General features: G+C 70.8%; 15 protein-coding genes and 1 pseudogene. 2 read left to right on the forward strand and 14 right to left on the reverse strand.

Translation table 11 applies throughout. The features are described 5' to 3' along the window. Positions 1 to 14: 14 nt before the first annotated feature. From ACIRQ9_RS18130 to ACIRQ9_RS18155, 6 genes and pseudogenes are all read right to left on the reverse strand, one after another. The gene (locus ACIRQ9_RS18130) at positions 15 to 2162 is read right to left on the reverse strand and encodes a SpoIIE family protein phosphatase (protein ID WP_404173749.1); all 2148 of its coding nucleotides are present in this window, start codon (positions 2160 to 2162) and stop codon (positions 15 to 17) included. Between the two features lie 281 nt (positions 2163 to 2443). Continuing rightward, positions 2444 to 2940 (reverse strand): annotated as a pseudogene (locus tag ACIRQ9_RS18135) (helix-turn-helix domain-containing protein); the annotation flags it as partial. 185 nt (positions 2941 to 3125) lie between these two features. Continuing rightward, complete coding sequence (locus ACIRQ9_RS18140; protein ID WP_404173753.1) at positions 3126 to 5495, reverse strand: beta-glucosidase; 2370 nt, start codon at positions 5493 to 5495, stop codon at positions 3126 to 3128. 7 nt (positions 5496 to 5502) lie between these two features. Then, the gene (locus tag ACIRQ9_RS18145) at positions 5503 to 6321 is read right to left on the reverse strand and encodes a carbohydrate ABC transporter permease (RefSeq protein ID WP_404173756.1); all 819 of its coding nucleotides are present in this window, start codon (positions 6319 to 6321) and stop codon (positions 5503 to 5505) included. Continuing rightward, positions 6318 to 7274, reverse strand: coding sequence for a carbohydrate ABC transporter permease (locus ACIRQ9_RS18150; protein WP_404173759.1), 957 nt, complete (start codon positions 7272 to 7274; stop codon positions 6318 to 6320). The genes ACIRQ9_RS18145 and ACIRQ9_RS18150 overlap by 4 nt, the downstream gene beginning before the upstream one ends. A 7-nt stretch (positions 7275 to 7281) precedes the next feature. Next, positions 7282 to 8583: an ABC transporter substrate-binding protein gene (locus ACIRQ9_RS18155; protein ID WP_404173762.1), complete on the reverse strand. Its 1302-nt coding sequence runs from the start codon at positions 8581 to 8583 to the stop codon at positions 7282 to 7284. A gap of 141 nt (positions 8584 to 8724) precedes the next feature. Here ACIRQ9_RS18155 and ACIRQ9_RS18160 point away from each other — a divergent pair, with 141 nt between their 5' ends. Further along, entirely contained in the window at positions 8725 to 9744 is a 1020-nt protein-coding gene (locus tag ACIRQ9_RS18160) for a LacI family DNA-binding transcriptional regulator (protein WP_404173765.1), read from the forward strand. A gap of 364 nt (positions 9745 to 10108) precedes the next feature. Here the strand turns inward: ACIRQ9_RS18160 and ACIRQ9_RS18165 are convergent, their stop codons facing one another. The 5 genes from ACIRQ9_RS18165 to ACIRQ9_RS18185 form a co-directional block, all read right to left on the reverse strand. Beyond that, positions 10109 to 11419 carry an alpha-glucosidase/alpha-galactosidase gene (locus ACIRQ9_RS18165; RefSeq protein ID WP_404173768.1) on the reverse strand — a complete coding sequence of 437 codons (1311 nt, stop codon included), beginning with the start codon at positions 11417 to 11419 and terminating at the stop codon, positions 10109 to 10111. A 165-nt stretch (positions 11420 to 11584) separates the two neighbouring features. Then, complete coding sequence (locus ACIRQ9_RS18170; RefSeq protein WP_404173771.1) at positions 11585 to 12475, reverse strand: carbohydrate ABC transporter permease; 891 nt, start codon at positions 12473 to 12475, stop codon at positions 11585 to 11587. Beyond that, complete coding sequence (locus tag ACIRQ9_RS18175) at positions 12472 to 13410, reverse strand: carbohydrate ABC transporter permease (protein WP_404173774.1); 939 nt, start codon at positions 13408 to 13410, stop codon at positions 12472 to 12474. The genes ACIRQ9_RS18170 and ACIRQ9_RS18175 overlap by 4 nt, the downstream gene beginning before the upstream one ends. Before the next feature lie 11 nt (positions 13411 to 13421). After that, positions 13422 to 14750: an ABC transporter substrate-binding protein gene (locus ACIRQ9_RS18180; protein ID WP_404173777.1), complete on the reverse strand. Its 1329-nt coding sequence runs from the start codon at positions 14748 to 14750 to the stop codon at positions 13422 to 13424. A 624-nt stretch (positions 14751 to 15374) separates the two neighbouring features. Then, on the reverse strand, positions 15375 to 16181 hold the full coding sequence (locus ACIRQ9_RS18185) for an endo alpha-1,4 polygalactosaminidase (RefSeq protein ID WP_404173780.1): 807 nt from the start codon (positions 16179 to 16181) through the stop codon (positions 15375 to 15377). 517 nt (positions 16182 to 16698) lie between these two features. Here ACIRQ9_RS18185 and ACIRQ9_RS18190 point away from each other — a divergent pair. Further along, a complete protein-coding gene (locus ACIRQ9_RS18190; protein WP_404173783.1) occupies positions 16699 to 17958 on the forward strand; it encodes a Gfo/Idh/MocA family protein in 1260 nt (419 codons plus the stop codon). Here the strand turns inward: ACIRQ9_RS18190 and ACIRQ9_RS18195 are convergent. The 3 genes from ACIRQ9_RS18195 to ACIRQ9_RS18205 form a co-directional block, all read right to left on the reverse strand. Next, positions 17952 to 18800 carry a ketose-bisphosphate aldolase gene (locus ACIRQ9_RS18195; RefSeq protein WP_404173786.1) on the reverse strand — a complete coding sequence of 283 codons (849 nt, stop codon included), beginning with the start codon at positions 18798 to 18800 and terminating at the stop codon, positions 17952 to 17954. The two genes, ACIRQ9_RS18190 and ACIRQ9_RS18195, sit on opposite strands and share 7 nt — an antisense overlap. 114 nt (positions 18801 to 18914) lie before the next feature. Further along, positions 18915 to 19838: a DMT family transporter gene (locus ACIRQ9_RS18200; RefSeq protein ID WP_404173789.1), complete on the reverse strand. Its 924-nt coding sequence runs from the start codon at positions 19836 to 19838 to the stop codon at positions 18915 to 18917. Continuing rightward, positions 19831 to 20835, reverse strand: a complete 1005-nt coding sequence (locus ACIRQ9_RS18205; protein WP_404173792.1) for an N-acetylglucosamine kinase — start codon at positions 20833 to 20835, stop codon at positions 19831 to 19833. Before ACIRQ9_RS18205 ends, ACIRQ9_RS18200 begins: the two co-directional genes overlap by 8 nt. Positions 20836 to 20850 lie beyond the last annotated feature (15 nt).

Below are 20850 nucleotides of genomic sequence, written 5' to 3' on the forward strand. Positions count from 1 at the left end.
GGTGCGGTCGCCGGTCACGGCTGTCCGGCGACGTCGGTGAGGGACTGTTCCGCCCAGATGGTCTTGCCGGTGGGGTGGTACCGCGTGCCCCAGCGTCGCGAGCACTGGGCGACGAGGAAGAGCCCGCGTCCGCCCTCGTCGGTGCCGGCGGCTCTGCGGATGTGCGGGGACGTACTGCCGGCGTCGCTGACGGCGATGATCAGCATGCGGTCGCGGATGAGCCGGAGACGGACCGGCGGGGTGCCGTAGCGGATGGCGTTGGTGACCAGTTCGCTGATGATCAGCTCCGTGCTGAACGCCAGGTCCCGCAGACCCCACTGGTCGAGCCGCCGCAGGGCGAGGGCTCGGGTCCTGGCGACGGCGGCGGGGTCGCACGGCAGGTCCCAGGTGGCGACGTCCGCGGCGTCGAGCGAGCGGGTGCGTGCGACGAGCAGCGCCAGGTCGTCCTCGGCCGCCAGATGAGGGGTGACCGTGCCGACGACGGCCCGGCAGAGGGCATCCGGCGAGCGGGGTGCCCGGGCGACGATGGCGCGCAGGCGCTTCTCCACCGTCGGGTCGGCGCTGACGGCGTCGAGGAGGCTTCGGGTGTACAGCGCGAGGACGCTGCCCTTGGCGAGTTCCAGGTCGTGGGGTTCGAAGACGGGGTCGTCCTGCCCCAGTGGCTGGTTGGAGGGGAGTTCGGCGAAGCGGACCGCTCCGTCCGGGTCGAGGATGACGGGCGGGGGGTGCCCGGCGCTCGCCATCACGCAGTGGCGGGAGACCGGGTCGTAGACCGCGTACAGGCAGGTCGCGCCGATCAGCTTCTCCAGGATGGGCGCGGAACCAGTGGAGTGCTCGCGTTCGACCAGGCGCGGAACCATGTCGTCGAGGCGGGCCAGGACCTCGTCGGGGGCGAGGTCGAGCTGTGCGAGAGTACGCACCGCCGAGCAGATCTGCCCCATGCAGGCGGCCGCTTCGATCCCGGTGCCGGGGATGTCGCCGACGGCGAGCGCCACGCGGGCGCCGGACAGCGGGATCACGTCGAACCAGCAGCCGCTCACTCCGGCCTGCGCGCGTGCCGGCCGGTAGTGGTGCGCGACCTCGACGGCGCTCTGGTCCGCGACGCTGCGGGGAAGCATGCTCTGCTGGAGAGTGACGGCGGCGGCGCGCTCGCCCGTGTACCTGCGGGCGTTGTCCACGCAGACCGCGGCACGGGTCGCCAGCTCCTGCACGAAGATCAGGTCGTCCGGTGCGAAGGGTTCCGGCCGGGTTCCGGCACGGTACAGGTGGGCCACCCCCAGGACGGTGTCCCGGGCGCGCAGCGGCACCACCATCATGGAGTGGGTCCCGCGCGCCAGCAGGGTCCGGGTCCGGGGGTCGGGGGAGTTCCGGATCCAGTCGGCGCCGGTGTCGATGACGGGCAGCAACTGGGGATGCCCGGTGGCGAGGGTCTGGGCGTGGGGCGAGCTCACGGGGAACTCCTGGACCTCTCCGAGCCGCCGGAGCCCGTCGGTGATCTCCGGACGGGCCGCCTTGCGCGCGGTGAGACGGAGCGCGACCGGCCAGGCCCGCAGGGGCGGGGGCTCCTCGCCCTCCGCCACGCCGACCAGCAGGTCGATCGTCGCGAGATCGGCGACGCGCGGCACGAGGACGTCGGCGAGTTCCTGGGCCGTGCGTCTGACGTCGAGCGTGGTCCCGATACGGGTGGCCGCGTCGTCGAGCAGGGTCAGGTGCTCGCGGGACCGGTGGCGCTCGGTGATGTCGGTGATCATGTCGGTGACGCCGGACGTGTTGCCGTCCGGGTCGGTCAGCGCGAACGACGACGTCATCCAGACGTGGTCCCTGCCGGGGTCGGCGGGCGTACGTCCGCGGATCTCCGTGCCGATGACAGGCAGGCCCGTCTCCAGGACCTTCGTGAGCCGGTTCTCGATCTCCTCGGTGTCTATGCCGGTCAGGAACTCGCCGATCCGGTGGCCGAGCAGCTGGTCGTTGGGGATTCCGTGAATACGTTCCAGCGCGGGGTTCGCCCGTACGAGGCGCAGCCGGGTGTCGAACACGGCCACGCCCATCGGGGACTGGTTGAACAACGCGTCCAGGATGGCGCGGTCCTCGTCGAGCAGCAGCTGCCCCGTGCTTCGGCGTGACGCGCTCCTGTCCTCGGATGCCTCGTCCGGTGTCCCCATGGCATTGGCCCCGTCGTTCGGCACTCAGCTGGTTCGGTGGTCTGCCGCTGGAGCACCTCCTGTCACCGGAGCGCGCCGCAGGACGTCACGCCCATCGGCACAGCCGCCGTCGGTCAGGCCGGACCGCGTCCGGACCCCCGTGCTCCGCGTTCGCCCTCGCGCGGGTCACGAGCCGCCGGATCGGGCACCGGCGGCACCTGGACCAGCCTAGCCAGATCAGCACGGTCCCTGCTCGGTGGGACGAGGGGACCCGGGCGGCGGTGACGAGTGACCAGCGCCTGCGCCTGCCAGGCACCCGGACGCGTGCCGGTCGCCTGCCGGAAGAAGACCGAGAAGGCGGACGGGTCGGGGAAGCCGAGCACGGCGGCGCAGCGGGCCGCGGGCCGCGGTCGTGCGCGAGGAGCCGCTTCGCCTCCGGGACGATCCGGGCGACCAGGTACGCCTTGGCCGCGCGGCCGGTGGCCTGGTACACCGCCCGGGACAGGGTGCGGGGCGCGTATCCCAGCGCATGGGCGCAGTGGCGGGCGTCGTGGTGCTCGCGGAGGTGCGCTTCGACGCCGGAGCGGAACGGCAGGAAGAGCGGGGGAAGCGACCCTGCGTCGCAGAGGGGTGGCCGCAGCCGGGCGATCAGCACGGAGAGCAGGATCCGCGGCAGCTCCGCCGAGAAGTTCCCGGGTGGAGCGGACGTCTCCGCGAGGAGATGGTCGCGTGCCACGGCGACGAACGGCCGGTCCTCGTCGCGCACGCTCCAGTGCGCGACGACTTCCGGGGAGGCGACGTAGAAGCCCCGGACGCCCCCGCCGACGCCCTCACGGCCTTCGCGCCGCCGAATTGACCGTCCCCACGACCCGACCGCGGGCTGTGCCGCCCGGCGGCCGCGGAGCCGGACGGCCTCCCGTGCGCACCGCTCGGCCGGACGAATCCGGCCGAGCGATCGCCGGCCCCGGCCTCGCGGCCTTCGAACTACTGCCCAGGGAGCGCCTGTTGGGCGAAGGTGGCGTGGAACCGGCGGGTCTCGTCCACCGCGCGGACAGGGCCGGTGAGCGTGACCGTCGCCGTCAGGTGCGCGGCCGTGCTCGACGAGGCCAGGCGGAGTTCCAGGTCGCCCGGCTCCACGATGCGCCGGCCGTCCCGACCGGTGAAGGACGCGACGTCGGCGGGCACGGTGATGTCGATACGACGGGTCTCGCCCGGCGCGAGGGACACCCTGTCGTAGCCGACGAGGCGTTGGACCGGCTGGACGACGGACGCCGTCGGGTCGTGGAGGTAGAGCTGGACGACCTCGGTCCCGGTCCGTTCGCCGGAGTTGCCGAGGGTGAAGGCGATGGCGAACTCGCCCTCGGTCGTGGCCTGCCGGCTCCGGACCCTGAGATCGCTCCAGGTGAAGGTCGTATAGCCGAGGCCGTGACCGAAGCCGAACGCCGGGGTCGGGTCGATGTTGGAGACGTCGCTGGCCTGGGCCAGGCGGGCGCCGAGATAGGTGGTCGGCTGGGCCCCCGGGCCGCGGGGCACGCTGACGGGCAGCCGCCCGGAGGGGTTGGTCCGGCCGCTGAGCACGCCGGCGATCGCCCGGGTGCCCTCGACGCCCGGGAAGAACGACTGGACGATCGCCGCGGACTCGCCCACCGCGCGGCCCAGGGCGTAGGGCCGGCCCGCGAGGAGGACGGTGACGACGGGACGCCCGGAGTCGAGCAGCGCGTCCAGGAGTTGCTGCTGGGCGCCGGGCAGGGTGAGCGATTCCGCGTCGCAGCCCTCGCCGCTGGTGCCACGCCCGAACAGGCCCGCGCGGTCGCCCAGGACGGCGATGACCAGGTCCGCGTTCCGCGCCGCGTCCACCGCCGCACCGATCCCGGACAGATCGCCGTCGTCGACGCCGGTGCCGCGGGCGACGGTGACGACCGCGTCGGGGAACTCGGCGGTCAGGGTGTCGTGGAGGGTGGGCAGGTCGATGCCGACGGGAACGTCCGGATGCTGGACCCCGACATGCATGGGGAAGGAGTAGCAGCCCAACACGGCCGTGGCCTCGGTCGCGTTGGGACCGACCAGGGCGATCCGGCGCGGCGCGGCAAGCGGCAGCACACCGTCGTTGCTGAGCAGGACCACCGCCTTCTCGGCCAGCTCACGTGCCAGTTCGCGGTTGGCGGGGGAGTCCAGGTCGACCTTGCCGCGCAGGGCGTCCGGGGCGTCGGGATCAGTGCCGCGCAGGGCGGCGGGCACCGGATCCCAGTCGGGGTCCAACATGCCGAGCTGGGCCTTCTGACGCAGCACCCGGCTGAGGGCGCCGTCGACGAGGGACTCCGGGATCCGGCCGTCCTTGACGGCCCGCACCAGGGGCGCACCGAACGTCTTGACGCTGGGCAGTTCGACGTCGACGCCCGCCGCGAGGGCGGCGTTCGCCGCGTCGGCCCAGTCCGCCGCCACCCCGTGCAGGGTCTTGAGGAAGGCGATGCCGAAGTAGTCGGCCACGACCGTTCCCTCGAAGCCCCAGGTGTCACGGAGCAGGCCGGTCAGCAACTGCCGGTCGGCGGCGGCGGGTACGCCGTCGTTGTCGTTGTAGGCGTGCATGACGGCGCGCGCCCCGCCCTCGCGCACGGCCATCTCGAACGGAGGCAGCAGGACGTCGGCGCGTTCGCGGGGGCCGATCGCGGCGGGAGCGAGGTTGCGTCCCGCGCGGGACGCGGAGTAGCCGACGAAGTGCTTGAGGGTCGCGATGATCCCCGCCGACTCCAGGCCCCGCACGTAGGCCGTCCCGATGGTGGCCACGAGGTACGGGTCCTCGCCGATCGTCTCCTCCACGCGCCCCCAGCGGGCGTCGCGCACCACGTCGAGGACCGGCGCGAGCCCCTGATGGATGCCGACGGAACGCATGTCACGGCCGATGGCCGCTGCCATGCGGCGCACCGTGTCGGGGTCGAACGTGGCGCCCCAGGACAGCGGGACGGGGTACGCGGTGGCACCCCACGCCGCGAAGCCGGCGAGGCACTCCTCGTGCGCGAGAGCGGGGATCCCGAAGCGGTTCGCCGAGACGATCCGGGCCTGGGTGCGTTGCAGGGAGAGAGCCCCGAGGGCGGGGTCGACGGGAGCGGTGCCGAACGGCCGGGTCAGCTGGCCCAGTCCGGTGGGCATCAACGCCTCCAGGTCGACCGCTTCCTCCATGTCGTGCTGGTGCGGCGCCACCTCGTCGCCCTGGGCGGAGGCGCCGACCCACACGCCGTACAGCTGGGCCGTCTTCTCCTCCAGGGTCATGGCCTCGATCAGGGCCGCCACTCTGGTGGCGAGGGGGCGGGACGGGTCGTTCCACACGGGGGCCGGGTGGGAGGTCTCTACAGCCACGTGGCGGTCACTTTCCTCCGACGCCCATCAGGCCCTGGACCAGGGCGCGACGGGCGAACAGGTAGACGAGCAGGACGGGCACCATGGACAGCATCACGGCCCCGAGAAGGCCGGGGATGTCGATGCCGTGTTCGGTCTGGAAGTTGTACAGACCCAGCGTGATCACCTTGGTCGAGTCGGACTGGGTCAGCACCAGCGGGAAGAGGAACCCGTTCCATGCCTGGAGCGCCGAGAACACGATGATCGTGGACAGGCCGCCGCGCGAGAGCGGTACGACCAGCTGGAAGAACATGCGGCGGGGAGTCGCTCCGTCCACCGCCATGGCCTCGAAGAGTTCGGGAGAGATGTCCCGCATGGTGCCGCTGAGGATCAGCGCCGACATCGGCAGGCAGAACGCCGCGGTCGGCAGGATGACGCCGAGCAGGTTGTCGTACAGCCCCGCCTGGCTGATGAGGTAGAACATCGGCACGATGACGGCCTGCGCCGGAATGGCGAGTCCCAGCAGGAACAGCCGGAAGACGAGCGAGGTCACCTTGGAGCGGCTGCGGACGATGGCGTACGCGAGCGGCGGCACCAGGACCAGCACCAGGCCGGCCACGGCCGCCGTGACGGCGATCGTGTTGAGGAAGTACCGGCCGAATCCGGTGTCGAACGCGTTGAGGTAGTTGTCGAGGGTGAAGGTCTCGGGCACCGACACCGGGCCGTTCGCCGCGTAGTCGCCGCGCGTGCGCAGCGTCGCGGCGATCATCACGTACAGCGGCAGTCCGACCAGGAACAGCCAGACGGCGGAGCCGGCCCCGGCCACGTAGTTGGGACGCCGCCTCATGACACGCCCTCCATGGTGCTGCGCATCTTGTCGTAGCCCGACACGCGGACGACGACGAGCGAGATGACGGTGGAGGCCACGACCAGCGTGAGGGCGATGGCGGCACCGGCGCCGAAGTCGAAGCTCTTGAAGGCTTTCTCGTACATGTAGTAGGCACTGATGGTGGTGTCGGTGCCGGGTCCGCCCTGCGTGAGGATGAGGACGGTCTCGAAGGTGGTCAGACCGCCGACGGTCATCAGGATCATCGAGGTGATCATCGAGTTGCGCAGCTGCGGCAGCGTGATGTGGAAGAACTGCCGGTAGCGGCCCGCCCCGTCGATCTCCGCGGCCTGGTAGAGCACCTGCGGGACGGCCCGTGCCGCGCCCTGGTAGATCAGGGTGTGGAAGGGGGTGAACTGCCAGGTGCTCACGAAGGCCAGGACCCCGATGGCCGTGGCCTGCCTGCCGAACAGGTTCCCGTCACCGAACAGCCAGCCGGCGTCGGCGGGGATGCCGAAGTTCGGGTCGAGCAGAGCCCGCCACAGGACGGAGACGGCGGTGCCGGACAGCAGCAGCGGGATGAAGTAGATGACGGACAGCACGGCGCGGTTGCGCTGGTACCCGGCGGCCCAGACGCCCAGGAGCACGCTGAGCGGTGTCTGGATGAGGATGCCGAGGGCGGTCAGGAGCAGGGTCACCCAGATGCTCTTGAGCATCACGGGGTCGTCCACGAGACGGGACCAGTTGTCCATGCCGACGAACTGAGGCGATCCGAGCCCGTTCCAGGTCATGAAGGACAGGACCGCGACCATGATCAGCGGAACGATCGCGAAGACGGAGAAGAACAGGGCGGCGGGCAGGGCCCAGCCGAAGCCGGGCCGCGCCATGTTGGCCGTTGACGAGCCGCCCGCCCGCCGGCGGCCCACCTTGAGGGACCTGGTGGCGGGCGGGGTGCTCGTGATCTGTGTGGTCATGAGCCGTTCATTCACCCGGAAGTGCCTGCATGGCCTTGATGAAGCCGTCCGCGTCGATCTGGCCGTCGAAGAACTGCTGCACGGCCTGCTGGATGGGGGTTCCCGCGGCCGGCGGGTACGCCTGGTCCCACGACAGCTGGAACGCCGGAGCCTTGGCGACCAGGTTGTACTGGAAGCGCGAGTAGTCCGGGTTGGCCGAGGAGTCGAGGAAGGACTCGGTGTTCGTGGTCGTGGGCAGGTTGCCGATGGCCAGCTGCGCCTTCACGAACTCGTCCGAGTACATCAGCTTGAGGAACTTGGCGGCTGCGTCGGGGTACTTGGTCTTGCGCAGCACCGAGTAGAAGTTGTTCGTGTTCCCGACGACGTCGGCGGCGTCGCCCTTGCCGCCGGGAACGGTCGGGAACGCCGTGTAGCCGAGGTCCTTCTCGGCGAAGCTCTTGGCGTCGGTCTGCTGCTGGGCGTAGTACCACGAACCCATCAGCTCGAAGCCGGCCTTGCCGGAGGCGACGAGTGCAGGTGAGGCGCCGTTGGTGTACTTCACCGAGTCGTAGTTCTTGCCGAAGGCGCCGGAGTCCACCAGGTCCTTGAGCATGCTCAGCGCCTTCTTGCTGTCGGCGCTCTCCCACGCCGACTTGTCGCCGTCGAGCGCCTTCTGGAACAGGCCCGGTCCGGCGATGCGGTCGTAGAGGTACTCGAACCACATCAGGGTCGGCCACCTGTCGCCGCCGCCCAGGGCGATCGGGGTGACTCCCTTGGCCTTGAGCTTCTCCACCGCGCCGAGGAGTTCGTCCCAGGTCTGGGGCGGCGTGACCCCGGCGTCCTTGAGGACCTTCTTGTTGTGGAACAGCAGGACGGGCTGGGTACCGCGCATCGGGACGCCGTACGGCTTGCCGCCGACCACCGCGCTGTTGAACACCGCGGGCAGGAACTTGGACTTCAGATCCGGGTTCTTCGCGATGAAGCCGTCCAGCGGGAGCAGCAGATCGGCCTTGACGAACGGCTGGATGCTGCCGCCGCCCCAGTTGAAGAAGATGTCCGGGGCCTGCGGGGTGTTGATGATCGTCTGGAGCTTCTGCTGGTAGTCGGCGCCGGGGATGGTGTCGAGGACGGCCTTGACGTCGGACGTCTTGTTGAACGTGCTGACGATCTGCTTCTCGACCTTGTTGCTGGCGTCCCCGTAGACCAGAACGTGGATCTTGCCGTCGCTCGACGACTGGCCGTTGCCGTTGCCGCAGGCGGCCAGGGGGAGCGCCAGGGCGAGCGTCGCACCGCAGGCGATCAGTCTGGGCAAGCGCGCGCGTGTCTTCATCGTTGGAGCCCTTCGAAAGTTTCGGCCTCATTACCGAAAGTCAATGCGCTGGGGACACTAGGACAGGCCTGAGGCTCGGTCAACAGTCATGCACGCACTCGCTCAAACCGTTACGGCATCGCGCCGCTATATCCTGCGCACATGGGCGAGGACGGCAAGATCAGCGGCAAGGTGACCCTGGCCGAGGTGGCGAGAGTTGCGGGTGTTTCGCTGCCGACAGTTTCGAAGGTGGTCAACGGTCGTTCGGACGTGTCCCGGGTGACAAGAGCCAAGGTCGAGCGAGCACTGGAGGCCCACGGCTACCGTCGCCGCCCCCGGAATCCGGCCCGGCCCGCACTGCTCGAGCTGGTGTTCCACGAGTTGGAGAGCATCTGGGCCATGGAGCTGATCAAGGGCGTGGAACAGGTCGCGCGGGACAACCACGCGACCGTCGTGCTCACCGTGAGCGGCACACGGCACGCGCCTGGCCCCGAGTGGCTCGAAGGAGTCCTGAAACGAAGGCCGTTGGGCGTCGTCCTGGTCTTCTCCACGCTTCCGGGCGACGTCCGGGGGCGCCTCAGGTCGGCGTCCGTCCCCTTCGTCGTCGTCGATCCGGCGGGCGATCCCGACCCCGACGTGCCGTCGGTGGGCTCGGCCAACTGGGCCGGCGGGCTCGCGGCCACCCGGCATCTGACGGCACTGCGCCACCGGCGGATCGCGATCATCACGGGACCGGAGGACATGCTGTGCTCACGGGCGCGCCTCGACGGCTACCGCTCCGCCATGGCGATGGCGTCCCTGGAGGTGGACCCGCGGCTGGTGCGGTTCGGCGACTTCCACGTGCAGGGCGGCTTCGACCACGCGATGAGCCTGCTGGACGGGCCTGACCGGCCGACGGCCATCTTCGCGGGCAGCGATCTCCAGGCGCTCGGCGTGCTGGAGGCGGCACGGATCAGGGGACTGCGTGTACCGGAGGACCTGTCCGTGGTCGGGTACGACGACGTGCCTCTCGCCCAGTGGTCGAGCCCGCCGCTCACCACGGTGCACCAGCCTCTGCGGCGCATGGCAGAGGAGGCGTCACGCATGCTGTTCGGCCCCGAGGAAGCGGGCAAGGCCGCCCAACGGATCGAGCTGGCGACGCATTTGGTGGAGCGGCAGAGCACCGCCGGTCCGGTCACATGAGGTGACCGAAAAATTCGGCAGCGGCCCGGTCGCTCCGTTCCGTGCCCCGGGCTTCCCCGCGGCCCTCGACCGTCGTGCCACGGCGCGCGCGGACGCGGTCCCGGGGGAGCGTCGCTGAACTCCCTCCTGTACATCCCCGACTCAGGAAGGAAAGACATGACCCACGCACCTGCTCAGACCGCCGGGAGCGCCCCTCCCCGGCTCACAGCACCGGTTGACCTGGCGCGGCCCGCGATGACGGGCAGGCCCGCCGTAGCGGGCCTGCCCGTACCCGCGTGGAGTGGCGAGGACACCGAACCGGCCGTCGGCGCCGGGGACGGGCGGTGGGCCGGGGACGCCGTCCGGGCCCACCGTCCGCGGTCGCTCACGAGCCCAGGAGGGCCCGCAGTCCGGGCTGGAGGAGGTCGCCGTGGGCGGTGACCATGTCGTCGCACAGCCGCCAGATGTCCTCGACCGGCAGGGCCGCGGCCGTGGCCGGGTCCGTCATGGCCGCGTGCCGGATGTGCCGCGGGTCGTCCTCGATCGCCGCCCGCACCACCAGGTCGTTCGCGCTCAGATAGGTGCGGTTGAGCGCGGCGAGCTGCGGCGGGAGGGAACCGACGCGGGTCGGCTGGACGCCCAGCGCGTCCACCAGGCACGGCACCTCGACGGTCCCGTGCGCGGGCAGGTTGTCGATCAGGCCCCGGTTGGGGACGTTGCCGTAGACCGTGCGGGGCGTGCCGGTGACCATGCTGTGGATGATCTGCGGCGCGTACTCCATCGTCCCCTCGACGTCGACCGGCGCCCCGGCGGCCAGCGCGTCGCGGGTCCTCTCGTACGTGGCGACGTTCTCGTCGACGATCTTGAGGTACTCGCCGATCGGCAGCCGCAGCCGCTCGATCTCGCTGTCGTGGTGCAGGTACCAGGGCACGTACTCCGAGGAGTGCTCGCTGGTCTCCGTGGGGTAGTGGCCGAGCCTGCGGTACATGTCGACCCGGACCCTGCGGCGCAACTGGTCGTCGGAGGCGATCAGTTCGTCCAGCTTCGGGTAGAGGCTCCGGCCCTGGTGCTCGAAGCGCAGCACCCACGCCTGGTGGTTGACACCCGCCGCGTGGTAACTGATCTCCTCGTAGGGCACCTTGACCAGGTCCGCGAGGTCCCGCATCGTCCAGTACACCGAGTGGCACAGGCCCACCACGCGGGTCAGGCCGGTGGCCTGCGTCAGGTACTGCACGTTCATGGCCATGGGGTTGGTGTAGTTCAGCAGCCAGGCCTGGGGGCAGACCTCGGCGATGTCCCGCCCCAGTTCCTTCAGGAACGGGAACGTGCGCAGGGCGCGGAAGATGCCTCCGATGCCGAGGGTGTCGCCGATGGTCTGCCGTACGCCGTGGCGCGCGGGCACCTCGAAGTCGGTCCGCGTCGCCTCGCCCATGCCGATCTGCACGATGTTGATGACGAAGTCGGCGTCCGCCAGGGCTTCGCGGCGGTCGGTGTGGGCGGTGACGTGCGGGCGGGCGCCGAGCGTGTCGGCGATGCGGGCGGCGGCCGCCTGCGCGGTGGCCAGGCGTTCGGTGTCGATGTCGTGCAACGCGACGTGCGCGGACTTCAGTTCGGGGAACGCGAGGAGGTCGGCGAGCAGTCCCTGGGTGAAGACGACGCTGCCTGCGCCGATGAAGGCGATCTTGGGGGTGGTCATACCGGGCTTTCCTCGGTCTCGGAAGGGCGGGAGAGGACGTCGTCCCGCGTGGGCTGTGCGGTCGTACCGCCGTGGGCACGGATGGACGGGGGTTCGCGGGTGTCGGTGGGGTGCCGTGGCACGGAGGTGCTCCTGCCTGGGTGGTGTGGCGGGTGTCGGGCCGGATCAGCCCTTGAGGCCCGTGGAGGTGATCGACTGGATGAACGCCTTCTGCGCGCCGAGGAAGGCGAGCAGGACCGGCAGCACGGTGATGACGTTCCCGGCCATCACGGCGGACCACTGCGTGTGATGCTGTCCCTGGAAGGTCGTGAGGCCGAGCTGGAGCGTGTACTGGGTGTCGTGGTTGATGGCGATCAGCGGCCAGGTCAGGTCGTTCCAGGTGCTGAGGAATGTCAGGACGGCCACCGTGCTCAGGGCGGGCCGGGACAGCGGCAGCACGATCCGCCACAGCACGTGGAGCCGTGAACAGCCGTCGATCCAGGCGGCCTCCTCCAGTTCGCGGGGCAGCGAGAGGAAGAACTGCCGCAGGAGGAACACCGAGAACGGCGTGACGAGGGACGGCACGATCAGCGCGCCCAGCGTGTCGATCAGGCCGAGCTGCTTCATCACCAGGAACGTGGGGATCATCGTCAGCTGGAACGGGATCGCCATCGTCGCCAGCATCAGTCCGAGCAGCAGCCGGGAGCCGGCGAACCGCATCCGGGCGAACGCGTAGCCGCCCAGGGTGCCGAGCACGAGGTTCGCGGTGACCGTGACGAGGCTGACCAGGAAAGAGTTGGCGAACCAGCGCGGGAACATCGCGTTGCCGAGCACGTAGCGGTAGCCGCCCAGGTCCAGACGGGACGGCCACAGCGCCGGCGGGAAGCGGTTGATCTCCGCGTTGCTCATCACCGAGCTGAGCGCCAGCCAGATCAGCGGCACCGCGAACAGCAGCGCCATCGGCGCGAGCAGCAGGTGCCAGGGGCTGAACGGCAGCCGCGGGCGTCGCCGGCCAGAATCCCGCCGGGTGGCCGGGGCGGCCTGCGCGGCCTCGGGCGGAGCGGAGACGGCGGTCATGCGGCGGCTCCCTGGAGTCGGCGGCGGGCGATCTGGAAGACCAGGCCGATCAGGCCCAGGGCCGCAGCGAGTACATAGGCCGAGGCGGCGCCGTACCCCGCGGTGGCGTTCTTGAACGCCTGCTCCCAGATGAAGTAGACGATCACCGTGGTGGATCCGAGGGGTCCGCCCTTGGTGGTGACGTACACGAGGTCGAACGTCTGGAGCGCCTCGATGGTCTGCCACAGCAGCAGGAACACCGTGACGGGCCTGAGCGTGGGCAGCGTGACGTGCCGCAGGATCCGCAGCCGGCCGGCGCCGTCCAGCCGGGCCGCCTCGATCAGTGAGGCCGGCACGTCCTGCAGCGCCGCGAGGTAGATGACCATACAGAAGCCGGTGCCGCTCCACAGGCTGATCGCGACCAGCACCGGCAGTGCCTGGGACGGGTCGTTGAGGAAGCCCTGCGAGGGGATGCCGAGGTAGTGCAGTACCGCGTTGGCGGCACCGAACTGCGGGTCCAGGATGAACGAGAACAGCACGCCCTGCGCGGCGGAGGAGACCACGAACGGGACGAAGAACAGGGTGCGGTAGAGCCCGACGAACCGTATGCGCCGGTTCAGCGCGAGGGCGAGCAGCAGCCCCACCACCATGCTCGCCGGCACGTACAGCGCGGTGTAGAGCAGGGTGTTGTGCACCGCCTGGCTGAAGTGCGGGTCCTGGGCGAGGGCGCGGTAGTTGTCCAGGCCCACCCAACGGCTCGGTGTGACGAGGTCGTCGGCCTGGAAGGACAGCAGCAGCGACCAGATGATGGGCACCACGCTGAGACCGAGGATGATCAGCACCGCGGGCGACACGAACGTCCAGGCCATCGCGGACTCGGCGGCCCGCCTGCGGCGCAGGGCGCGCCGGTTGTCCGGGGGCCGGGACAGAGTGATCGGGGTGGGCCTTCGGGACACGGCGGATCTCCTCAGCGGGGTATGAGCAGTGCGGCGTTGGCGTCGGCGGCGCAGGAGCGCAGTGCCTGGGCGGGAGTGCTCCGGCCCAGCAGCACGGCGACGACGGCCTGTCCGAGGGCCTGCGAGATCTGCGGATAGGCGGCGTGCACGGGGCGTACGCGGGCCGAGTCCAGTGCCTTGGTGAACACGTCCAGGCCCTCGGTGGCGTCCTCCTGGTGCTGCCAGGCGGGCAGGTCGCGGGTGCGGTGGCTGAGCGGGAGGCTGCCCGCGTCGATGTCCCAGCGCACGTCCTGCGCGGGCTGCATCAGCCAGCTCACGAAGGTCTTGGCGGCCTTCGTGCGGGCGGCGCCGTTGTCGAACACCGTCCAGGTGTCGGGTCCGCTGATGGTCACCGGCCTGCCGGAGAAGGTGGGCAGCGGGACGACCTGATAGTCGATCTTCGCCTGCCGGATGTCGGGGAGCTGCCAGGGACCGGTGACGGCCATGCCCATCCGGTCGGACAGGAACACCTGGTACATCTGCTCGCTGCCCGGCTTCGGGTCGACGTAGACGCTCTTGTCCCGGGCGAGGGCGGCCACCACCTCCAGGGCGCGGGTCCCGGCGTCGGTGAACCCGATGTGCTTGCCGTCGTCGGCGACGACGTCCCCGCCGAGATCCCAGATCATGGGCCACAGGCGCCACACGGTGTCCTCGTCGCCGACGCCGGGCCAGCCGGTGCCGAACCGGCCGTGGCCGACGTCGGTGAGCGCCTTGGCGGTGGCGACGAAGTCGTCCCAGCGCCAGTCCGCTTCGGGCAGCGGCAGACCGGCCTCCTTGAAGAGCTTCCGGTTGCAGACCACCGCGAGTGAGTCCAGCAGCGCGGGCGCGGCGCGCACCTGGCCGTTGACGGTCACGGCCTGGCGGGCCGGTGTCCAGTAGTTCGTCCACGGCGTGCCGGATTGTCCGACCATGTCGGTGAGGTCGACGACCTGCGGACTGCGGGCGACGCTCGCCAGGTCGGAGCCGAAGATGTAGGCGATGTCCGGGTAGGAGCCGGCGGCGAGGGCGGCCGTCACCTTCTGGAGCATCGCGTCGGCGAGCACCCCGCCGCCCAGCTCCACCCGGATGCGGGGGTGGCTCCGCATGAAGGAGGCGACCAGGGATTCCATGGCCTTCTTGCCGGTGTCGGTCTGCCCGTGCCACATCTCGATCGTGACGGTGCCGTCGGCGCTCACGCCGTCGTCGCCGCCCGCCGCGCAGCCGGAGGCCCACAGGCCCGCGGCCGCCGTGGTGGCCAGGGCCGCGCCGGTACGCAGCACGGTGCGGCGTTCGGGCTGTGCGCTGCGGGGGAGCGCGGACATGGGTACCTCCCGTGCGGAGCTGTGGGACATGCGCGGCATGCGCGGTGTGCCGGGGATGGGTTCGGTATACGGCGTTCCGGCCACGGTGGCGGCGGGTGGTGCCGGCGGGTCCGGGGGGCCGGAACGCCGTGGGCCGGTGCTCAGGGCCGGGTGCGGAGCGGGACGGGAGGCCGGGTGCGGGGGCCGGACGGCCGGAGAGGGTGGTCCGCACGCGGGGCGTGTCCGGCCGTGGCCCTCGTGGCTCGCCGTCGGCGGGGAGTCGCATGGATTTGGATCATGTCCAGGCCCCAGAGCGTGGTGGGTACGTCCCCGCCTCGGACCCCGACGTGGTCCTGGCGACTCAGTCCGGACTCCTGGCGCGTGGTCAGCTACCGGCTGGGCGTACCTCTGCCGCCGAGTACGTCGACTACGGCGTTGACCAGGAGTTAAGCGAGGGTGCCAGGAAGCTGTCAAGAGGGAAGTGTTGATTGGACGTGCGTGAAACGCCGAGGAAACCTGCATGATTGAGCATCAGGCGATGTCGGCCTGTGACGGCTCACCGAGCCGTCACAGGCCGACACGTCGTTCAGGGCGCACCGTGGGCCGACCGGCGCGGGATGCGCCGCAGCGGGTCCCGCGGACGTCCTAACAGGTCTTGCGGACGTATCCGCTGCTGCCGGCCGGCGACACGTCCACGTCGCGCTGGACGATGCTCAGCGTGCCGCCCCACCCCTTGCACGCCTTCGACTTGCCGGAGTTGGTGTACTCGATCACGATCACGTTGTTGCCGAAGGCGCTGGTGTAGTCGCCGCACTCGTCGTACTGGCCGCACTCCTCGGCCACGGCGAAGTCGAGGCCGTTCGCGGTGCGGTTGCCGGCCAGCTCGGGTGTGTTCTTCTGGGCGATGGCCAGGCCGTCGCTGTGGGCGCGGGCGGAGAGCAGCTTGATGAACGCCTGCGCGTTGCTCGCCGTCAGACGGTTTCCCGAGCGGCTGTAACTGTCGTAGTTGTCGGGCTCGACGGCCTGGAAGCCCTTGTCCCGGCAGCCGTCGATCTGGGAGCCGATCTGGCCGGCGATCCGCTGGCGCTTGGCGTCCGTGCCGACGTCGAGCAGGGCCTCGCCCCAGTCCTTGTCGTAGACGACCTTGCCCGCGGAGTCGCGCAGCAGCAGGTCCGACGCCCACTCGCCCTCGGCGCCCGGCTGGGCCTGGAAGGCGTTGACGTAGCAGATGTTGTACAGGCCGGAGGCGGGGGAGGCGGTGTGGTCACGGGTGACGACCTTGACGCCGGCGGGCGGCGTGTAGGCGCCTCCGATCTGGTAGTCGAAGCCCGCGTGCGTGGGCGGCAGGGACACGGTCGCCGCCTGCGTCGAGGGCGCCGCGACGAACAGGGCGCCGGTCAGCGCGGCCGCGCCGACGACGGCTCCGGCGAGTTTGGTGTTGAGGTGGCTCATGCGTGAGCTCCAGGGGAAGCGGGCACGTCCCCGCCTCGGACGTGTGGGGTGTCCTGGCGACTTGGGCCGGGCTTGCGGCGCGGGGCCTGCATACCGGCTGGGCGTGCCTCTGAACGCGGAGCAGGGCTCCGGTGTAGTCCGAGAGTAAAGCGATCGCTTTCGACGATGTCAACGGTGTCGAAGTCCTGTGTTTTCGAGGGGAGTTGGGCGCTCTTGTGACAGGGTGTGACGGCCGGCGGCCTCGTCCGGGCGGGCAAAAAATGCTTGAAACTGCTTGATGCAAGCGTTGATTGAGCACCTTCGAGCATCTATGGTCGTCGGCGTGACGGTCGGACCCGGGCCGCGCCGACGGCCCGGGGCGATACGTGACGCATCGCTGCCACGCTCCCGCGCCGGCCGGGCTCATGACGGCGCCCCGGGACACCGCGAGGCCGCGCGCCACCGCGCACCGCGGCCGACCCTCCGACAGGCCCCAGGCGTCCGCCACGCCTTCCTGTCCGTGACGAAGGGATGTCCCATGACCCACCAGCCGACCGGGCCGGAACTGCGTGTCGGTGTCGTTGGCACGGGCCAGCGCGCCGGGCTGGCCGTCCTGGCCGGGCGGCCCGGATCGGCCCGCGTGGTCTCCTGCGCGGATCCGTCCGAACGCGGCCGCGCCGACGCCCGGACGCTCTTCGGGCCCGACGCCCGGATCCACGACCGTTACGAGGACATGCTCGCGGACGACCTCGACGCCGTCTTCGTCCTCACCCCGGACGACCTCCACACCGCTCCCGCCCTGTACTTCCTGGAAGCCGGTGTCGCCGTGTTCGTCGAGAAGCCACTGGCCGTGAGCCTCGACGACTGCGACCGGGTCCTGGCCGCCGCCTCCCGTACCGGCACCCGGCTGTACGTCGGGCACAACCTCCGCCACCTGCCGGTCCTGCGCACCATGCGCCGGCTCGTCGACGAAGGGGCGATCGGAACCGTACGGGCGGTGTGGTGCCGGCATTTCGTCGGCCACGGCGGCGACTACTACTTCAAGGACTGGCACGCCGAACGGGCCCGGACCACGGGCCTCTTGCTGCAGAAGGGCGCGCACGACCTGGACGTGATCCACTGGCTCGCGGGCGGCTACGCGCGCACGGTGACCGCCCTGGGCGACCTGTCCGTCTACGGAGCCGGGCCGCACCGCCGTACCCGGCCCCAGGGCTCGGAGCGGGTGCAGGACTGGTTCGACGAGGGTGTCTGGCCGCCGTCGGCGCTGCGTGATCTCAACCCCGTCATCGACGTGGAGGACATCAGCATGGTGCTGGCCCGCCTCGACAACGGCGTGCTCACCAGCTACCAGCAGTGCCATTTCACACCGGACTACTGGCGCAACTACACGGTCATCGGCGACGAGGGCCGTCTCGAGAACCTCGGGGACGGAGTCGAGGGCGACGCACCGTCGATCAAGGTGTGGAACCGGCGCCGTTCCGGCTACCGCCCCGAGGCCGATCTGACGCTCGCGCCCACCGAGCCGGCCGGCGCCCCGCACGGAGGCGCGGACCAGGCCCTCGTCGACGAGTTCCTGCGGTTCGTCGCGCACGGCGGTGCGACCGAGACGTCACCGGTCGCCGCGCGGGAAGCCGTCGCGACCGGCATCGCGGCCACCACGTCGCTGCGCTCGGGAGGCACGCCGGTCGAGGTTCCCGCCCTCGACCCGCGGCTCGTGGACTACTTCGACCGCCACCAGCCCGGTTCCCGCGGGCCGGCCACGACGCGGCGGGAGCGGCCGACCGGCGACGGTCAGTGAGCCAGCACGGTCAGCATGCTGTGCACGGTGCTCGCGACGGCGTCGCGCGCGGGCCCCAGGTACTTGCGCGGGTCGGTCAGCGCGGGCAGTGAGTCCAGCGTGTCGCGCACGACCCGGGTCAGGGATATGTTGAGCGCCGTCCCGATGTTGATCTTGACTATGCCGGCTCGGACGGCGGAACGGAGCTCGTCGTCGGGAACTCCCGAGGAGCCGTGCAGCACCAGGGGCACCGGAACGGCGTCGCGAAGCCGTTCGATGAGCCCCTGGTCCAGGGTCGCGGACCGTTCGGTCATGGCGTGACTGCTGCCCACCGCGACCGCGAGGGCGTCCACGCCGGTACGCGCCACGTAGTCGGCGGCCTCCGCCGGGTCGGTGCGCACGCCTGCGGCATGCGCGCTCGCGGGGGAGTCCGGTTTGCCTCCCACGTGTCCCAGCTCGGCTTCCAGCCAGAGGCCCGCGCCGTGCGCCCATCGTGCCGCGGCGGCGGTGGCGGAGACGTTCTCGGCGTAGGGCAGGGCCCCGGCGTCGAACATCACGGAGGAGAACCCGCAGTCGGCCGCCTGGTGCAGCAGCTCGACGTCGGTCACGTGGTCCAGGTGCAGTGCGACCTCGACCGCGCTGGACCGGGCCATCGAGGCCGCCGCCAGAGCGAGCGGCGGGAGCTGGCCCCTGTGGTACCGCACGGCGTTCTCGCTGATCTGCAGGATCACGGGCCGTTCGGCCGCCTCGGCGCCCGTGATGATGCCCTCGGCGTGCTCCAGGGTGATGACGTTGAAGGCGGTGACGCCACGGCGTTCGGCCGCGGCGTGGGCGACCAGTTCGCCGGTGGGGACCAGAGGCATGTGTGTGCTCCTCGCGCGGGGGCTGTCTGAACCTGCGATGTCCGGATGCGGCGGTTCGGACCGGGACGGCCCCGTGGCGGGCCGCCGGGATCCGAACCGCCGGGGAGCCGGGGCCTACGGGCCTGCCAGCGGTGCCGCGCGAACCTGAGGCTCGGGCGTCTCCTCGCGCTTCTCGTCCGCGTACACCATGAGCGTGGATCCGCCGAGCGCGAGGACGATGCCGATCGTGCCCCATGTCGTCGGCAGCGTCTGGTAGACGATCAGGGACAGCACGATGGTGAGCACCGGGGCCAGGGCGTTGGTGATCGGAGCGACGACACTGGCCTTGCCGCGGCTGAGCGCCATGACGAGGAACAACGCGCCCACGGCGTTGAGGACCTGGGTGCCCGCGGTGAGTGCCGGGGCCTGCCACGGCGCGTCGGGCAGCCCGCCCATCATGGCGACCGCCACGGGGACGAGCAGCAGACCGCTGATCGTCATCCACCCGAAGGTCGTGGCGTCGTTGACGTCGGCGAGGGCGGCCTTGCGCATGAAGAACGCCTGGGCGCCCCACGCCACGCAGATGAGGACGGACAGCAGCAGCCAGGACCCGGTGCCGGCCGAACCGTGGTCGCCCGCGGGGATGCTGATGAGCACGATGGCGACCAGGGCGGCGACCACACCGATGACGGCGAGTCGTCCGATCCGCTCCCTGAGCAGGACCACGGCCATCAGCACGGTGATCACCGGGGAGAGCGAGACCACCGGGAAGATGAGGTAGGCCGGGCCGTCGGACAGCGCCTGGAACAGCAGCAGCTGACCGCCGGCGCCGGTGAGTCCCGCCGCGAGACCGTAGAACGCGGCGACCGGCCGCCGGTCGAACCGCTGCCGGCGCAGTGCGACCGCCGCGGGCAGCAGCATGGTGAAGGCCCAGATGACGTAGATCATCTCGTTGGGATAGCCGTACCGCTCGGTGGGCTGGCTGGAGAACGCTCCCCAGACGCCCCAGAACAGCACCAGCAGGCCCGCGTACAGGATCCAGTTTCTTTGGTCACGCATGGTGGTTCTCCGTGGTGGTGATCTCCGAGGAGGAGCGCAGGGCCGCGAGTGCCGCGGCGTCGAGAGGGGTTCCGGCGAGCTTCGCCGCGTAGAGAGCCGCGCCGACCACCGGCTCGAACAGCGGCTCGCGCAGCTCGTAGCGGGCCGTGCTGCCGCGGAGTCCGGTGGTGAACGCGTCGAGTACGGCCGTCGAGCGGAACACGCCGCCCGAGTAGGACACCGGGACGGCTTCGTCGTCGGTGAAGCCCAGCTGGCGCCGGGCGCTGTCCACCAGCAGGGCCAGTTCCCGTCCGGCCTCGGTGAGGACGGCGGCCGCCTCCGTGTCGCCCAGGCCGGCGGCCTCGACCACCAGCGGGCTCAGCGAAGCGATCTCGCTGCGGTGACCCTGCCACCGGTTGAGGACGACGTCGATCACTTCGAGGTCGGTGGTCAGGGCGAGATGGCGGCGCAGGAGATCCGCGAACGGGCCCTCGGGCAGCCGTCCGTCGCTCATCCGGGAGAACACGTTCAGCGCGCGGGCGGCGATCCAGTACGCCGATCCCTCGTCGCTGAACAGCTCGCTCCAGCCGCCGGTGCGCACACCGCGGCCCTGCCGCTCGCCGTAGGTCATCGATCCGGTGCCGCTGATGACGTTGATGCCGTCCACCGCGCCGAGCGATCCGGCCCAGCCGCAGATCATGTCGTTGTCGCACGCGTAGCGCCCGTGGCCCAGCACCTCGCCGGGGACGGCGTCCAGTGCGGCGACGTCGCCGGGAACCTCGCCGTACCCGGGCAGGCCCAGGAACGCGTGGGCGATGTCCGCCGTCGTGATGCCGGCGTCCTTGGTCACCGCGTCGATTCCCTCGCGCAGGACCCGCGCGACGTGCTCGACGCCGCCGGTGCCGTTGTCCGCGAAGTAGTAGGCACCCTCGGCCACGGCCCGGGCCCTGACGGCGCCCGCACGGTCGATGAGGCAGAAGGCCGTCTTGGTGCCTCCGCCGTCCACACCCAGAAACATCGTTGTTCCTCCGCT

It is taken from the genome of Streptomyces sp. NPDC101237 (assembly GCF_044767465.1).
Classification (GTDB): Bacteria; Actinomycetota; Actinomycetes; order Streptomycetales; family Streptomycetaceae; genus Streptomyces; species Streptomyces gramineus.

Bases quoted from the DNA above. Each gene is read 5' to 3' on its own strand.
- ACIRQ9_RS18170 (WP_404173771.1), bottom strand. From the start codon at position 12,475: ATGACCGCCGTCTCCGCTCCGCCCGAGGCCGCGCAGGCCGCCCCGGCC.
- ACIRQ9_RS18195 (WP_404173786.1), bottom strand. From the start codon at position 18,800: ATGCCTCTGGTCCCCACCGGCGAACTGGTCGCCCACGCCGCGGCCGAA.
- ACIRQ9_RS18200 (WP_404173789.1), bottom strand. From the start codon at position 19,838: ATGCGTGACCAAAGAAACTGGATCCTGTACGCGGGCCTGCTGGTGCTG.
- ACIRQ9_RS18190 (WP_404173783.1), top strand. From the start codon at position 16,699: ATGACCCACCAGCCGACCGGGCCGGAACTGCGTGTCGGTGTCGTTGGC.
- ACIRQ9_RS18185 (WP_404173780.1), bottom strand. From the start codon at position 16,181: ATGAGCCACCTCAACACCAAACTCGCCGGAGCCGTCGTCGGCGCGGCC.
- ACIRQ9_RS18150 (WP_404173759.1), bottom strand. From the start codon at position 7,274: ATGACCACACAGATCACGAGCACCCCGCCCGCCACCAGGTCCCTCAAG.
- ACIRQ9_RS18160 (WP_404173765.1), top strand. From the start codon at position 8,725: ATGGGCGAGGACGGCAAGATCAGCGGCAAGGTGACCCTGGCCGAGGTG.
- ACIRQ9_RS18130 (WP_404173749.1), bottom strand. From the start codon at position 2,162: ATGGGGACACCGGACGAGGCATCCGAGGACAGGAGCGCGTCACGCCGA.
- ACIRQ9_RS18155 (WP_404173762.1), bottom strand. From the start codon at position 8,583: ATGAAGACACGCGCGCGCTTGCCCAGACTGATCGCCTGCGGTGCGACG.
- ACIRQ9_RS18180 (WP_404173777.1), bottom strand. From the start codon at position 14,750: ATGTCCGCGCTCCCCCGCAGCGCACAGCCCGAACGCCGCACCGTGCTG.
- ACIRQ9_RS18145 (WP_404173756.1), bottom strand. From the start codon at position 6,321: ATGAGGCGGCGTCCCAACTACGTGGCCGGGGCCGGCTCCGCCGTCTGG.
- ACIRQ9_RS18165 (WP_404173768.1), bottom strand. From the start codon at position 11,419: ATGACCACCCCCAAGATCGCCTTCATCGGCGCAGGCAGCGTCGTCTTC.
- ACIRQ9_RS18205 (WP_404173792.1), bottom strand. From the start codon at position 20,835: ATGTTTCTGGGTGTGGACGGCGGAGGCACCAAGACGGCCTTCTGCCTC.